Raw genomic sequence first — 3,851 nt, 5'->3', positions numbered from 1 at the left:
CCACCGGCGGATTGGTCTCAATTGTTCCGGGAGCCAGAACGGCTTTCACGAACTCGTCAGCGAAAGCCGTCACTCCTAGCGATTTCACCGCCTTCATGGTCTCGGCACGTGTGATTTTGGACTCGTTGGTATCAGCTTCACTTTTAGTATCGCACAGTACCATTCCCCGAAAGCGGTCAGCTTGGCGTTCGACGGCGCGCAGGGCGATATACCCACCCATGGATAGGCCGCAGACCACCGCCTTGTCGACTTCCAGGTGATCAAGGAGGACCAGCAGGTCGTCCACAAAGAGCTCTATCGTATACTGGCCATCGCCGACATCACTTTCACCATGGCCGCGGACATCATACGCGATGGCCCGGTAACGGTGGGGGAGGACCTGTAGCTGGGGCTGCCACATGCGGTGATTGAAGGGAAAGCCGTGGATAAAAACGACCGGGAGACCGTCAGCGGCGTCAGTCACTACGTAATTCAGGGCATGACCATTGAGGTTAACCTTCATTATTGTTCCTCCCTTGATTTCGGGCACTTTCCAGCAAGGACTCCGGCGGTAAGTCTCACTGGGGTTCGATTAGCTGGTCTAACACCTGCTCGATGGTAAGTGGTGAAGCTCCCTCCAGACGGTTGTTGACGAACACATACCCCGGAGAATTGGCCCGGATGGCGTGGCTGAGATGCGTAATGAGGGCCTGTCTTACCTGCGGCAGCGGCTTGAGAATACGCTGATACGGGAAGAAGGCCTCTACAGCGTCCTGGTAAGCCACCTGAGGTGGTGTTAGTAGGCGCATGACGAAATAGTTGGCGGTGAAAGACCCTTGCCTGGCGACCTGCTCGGCAAAAGTGGGCATCCAGCTCCAGGAGGTATGGATGTGGGCAACCTCGTGCCTGCGCAGCACATCAAAGTAGTCCTCATTGAAAAGCTGGCGATTGCGAATCTCAACGGCATACTGATAGCCCGGTGGTAAACCGCTGAGGAAATCGTCGATCTGCCGTAGAAAGGTGCCATCACTTACCACTCTCCCGGGCAGGGTACCGAATTGGAAGATAATAGGCCCCAGCTTATGACCCAAGCCGGATACTATGTCCAGGAAATCGGTTGTGAACAGTTCGCCGTCCAGAAAGTTCGGGTTATCCTGTCCCTTGCGGCTGCCGTAACGGGGGTGAGTGGTGTATTTATAAACGGTGATCTCTTCGGTGACTTTCAGGCCGAAGCGGAAATTGGCTGGTGTGAGGGCATCCAGCTCTTCTATTAGGCGCGGCTCCGGGAAGCGGTAAAAAGTAGCGTCAACCCCAACGGCGGGAAAGTGGCGGGCATACTCAGCCAGGCACCGCCGCTGGAAAGCCTTCTGGCTGGGATAGTGGTCATTATAGACCAGCCCCTGCCAGCCCTCGTACTTCCATGACGAAGAGCCCAAATAGATGCCTGACTGTTGAGCCAGCTGGATAGCCCGGTCAGTGATGGGTTGAGTCTGGTTTTGCAGCATAGTATGGGGCAAGTTAAAAACGGGATGGGGCTAATGGTAGCTCGGGGGCCGTTGCCAGCGGTGATTAGACAAGGCTGAGACTATTTCAAGGGAGGCAGCCTACGTCTCTGGGGCAAGTCGTCGGCAGCGCTTATGGCGCCCGGGAGAATGCTACTTCCATCATTTTCACAAGGAAAGGTGTAAACTGACCATATATTAAGAAGATTAGAATGAGGTAGTAGAGAAAGGCGAACGGAATGGAGATAAACCAGAAGGTGTATCGCCAAAGACCTGGCTCAATTTTCGAGAGTGCATAGCGGTAACCGATGATTAGTAGCAAGAGAGTGCCTATTAATATGCATGATCCCAGGGCATAGGCCGCAAGTTTGCCCAGCCTGATTGAACCGAAGGCCATCTCTAGGGTAAGGATAGTGATGGTCGTTACGGCCGCCAGAGAGCCCGCGATGTTGAGCCATTGCGTCCACCTGGGCGCCATCAATCTGCCGGGCTCCGGTTGCTGCTCCTGCGCTTCAACTTCATTCTCTAATTCATCCGGATATCGTCTTTCTTCCATAAATACCTCCCTTGTGACAGTATCGCGAGTAGTTGAGAGACCTGTTATTGTCTGGGTGTATCCAAGATGAAGTCCTGCGGTAATGGAGCCTTCCGTGCTGGGTAAGGTGCTTTCATCGCAGGCAGTAGAATTGAGCACTCAGGGTTACACATTCAACCTTTGTCCGGTTCAAGCCCCTGAGATCCAGGGTATAAGCCCCAAGCAGAACCGTGGTCAGCTTTCCCCAGGTAAACATCCCTCCGATCATCGGTGTGACGCAAACAGCCTCGCTGTCGCTGTGCTCGATGGCTTCTGTTTCTTGGCCATAGGCTTTAGCGATTCGCCAATCGTAGAAAGATTTGGCATAGTGAAGATCAATTCCCAGGGCTAAAAGGGGGGTCAGACGCATGGATAAGCGACCATTGGCAGCAATTCTATCCCCGGGATCAAAAGTCTCCACGTAATCAGGATGCCTGCCTTCCAGTCGGCGGGTGTAGGACCCGGCGATGGAAGCAAGCAGTCTATTATTGATAGCCAGGTCCGCTACTCCCATAAATTCTAGATCTGTCTGACCGGTCCCCGTGGATGTCCTGCCCGTACCTTCCAGTTCTATGGGCGTGCTGCCGGTGGGGGCTTTTACCTTTATGAGGAGCATTCCGGATCCGTTGAGGTCTGATCTCAGGACGAGATATCCTTCCAGGACGGCGTCACCCAGACCGGTATCCCCTGACCCAACCCCGGAATCCAATACACTCCCATCCAGGGGGTCCCTGAGAGGACCTTGCGCTAGAATGAATGGCAGCCTGATTCTGATACCTATTATATCGCTGAACGCATATCCCATGTTCAGGCGCAGGCTTGCTAGCTGGTCATATCCCTTGTTCTCCGGGAAGCGATGGACGGTTCCTAGGGTGTCATAAAAGGAGGCGACAACCCCACCGGAGAGTTCAACACCGAGCGCCCATGAGCGGGCCTGAGGTCGAGCAGTATAGCCAGGAATAGGGCCCAGAAAGTTGACCAATGGAGGCTGGGCCGGGACTACGCCGACAGTGGTCATAAAAGTGATGATCAAGAGCAGCAGTCTTGGCATGATGGAAATAACCGGCAGCTGCTTTTTCAACAGAGTTAATTGAAGTTATGAATTAATGAGGCACTAGCTTCGGTGACTCGTTGATAATGTGAAGTAGAATATATATGTGGATTGCGGGTAGGACAAGGATATGCCTCTGGGCTGTAGTCAGAGCATAGATCGTTTGCAGCTCATATGATTCAGAAAATAAGGCTTCGCCATATTATTCTATCGCTATCTGGTTCTCACTCTCAGACCAGGTAGGACAAAAAGGAGTTGCCTAATTAGCTTAGTATAATTAAGATCAAGAAGTCCTATTTCCTGGCATCCAAAAGAACAGGTAGCACTGTCATGCTCTTGCCGGGTACTTATAAGAAACGTCCACGCGGCAACATTTTGAAAATTACCTACTACAGTTTGCCCCCTTACTCTCCAGGCGATCGAAGTTTAGCTGGCAACTATCCATCCAGCTCAATGAGTAGAAAAGTAAGCATAGCGATTAGGAAGGACCTAAACCTGTCAGGAAAAGGGGGTACTACCAGTCATTTTAGGGGAACCCAACCATGTCGGACGAAAAATTGGCTGTTATTCTAGGCAGTGATCGTGGAGGCGAGGGATTACTGGAGCAGGTCCCGGAAGGACATGTTATTCATACTTTGGTCAGCGAACACAGTAAGATAATCGGGATCCTTCGGAGACTTGACAATCTGAGGAATACGTTGATGGACAAGTCCTGCCTTGAGGATTGCCAGGATATCTTTGGTGA

The 3,851-nt window shown here is 52.3% G+C and carries 4 protein-coding genes; all 4 read right to left on the bottom strand.

Going from position 1 to position 3,851, the window contains the following annotated elements; genetic code table 11:
• Positions 1-502, bottom strand: a 502-nt coding sequence (locus ACETWG_07475) for an alpha/beta fold hydrolase (protein ID MFB0516427.1), incomplete at its 3' end; no start/stop codon positions are given.
• 55 nt (positions 503-557) lie between these two features.
• The gene (locus ACETWG_07470) at positions 558-1,484 is read right to left on the bottom strand and encodes a DUF72 domain-containing protein (GenBank protein MFB0516426.1); all 927 of its coding nucleotides are present in this window, start codon (positions 1,482-1,484) and stop codon (positions 558-560) included.
• Between the two features lie 130 nt (positions 1,485-1,614).
• Complete coding sequence (locus ACETWG_07465) at positions 1,615-2,037, bottom strand: hypothetical protein (GenBank protein MFB0516425.1); 423 nt, start codon at positions 2,035-2,037, stop codon at positions 1,615-1,617.
• Between the two features lie 112 nt (positions 2,038-2,149).
• Entirely contained in the window at positions 2,150-3,106 is a 957-nt protein-coding gene (locus ACETWG_07460; GenBank protein MFB0516424.1) for a hypothetical protein, read from the bottom strand.
• Positions 3,107-3,851: the final 745 nt, after the last annotated feature.

This window comes from Candidatus Neomarinimicrobiota bacterium (assembly GCA_041862535.1).
In the GTDB taxonomy this organism is placed as follows: Bacteria; Fidelibacterota; Marinisomatia; order SCGC-AAA003-L08; family TS1B11.
The sequence above is the reverse complement of the archived record's forward strand: the minus strand, read 5'-3'. Positions and strand labels throughout refer to the sequence as shown.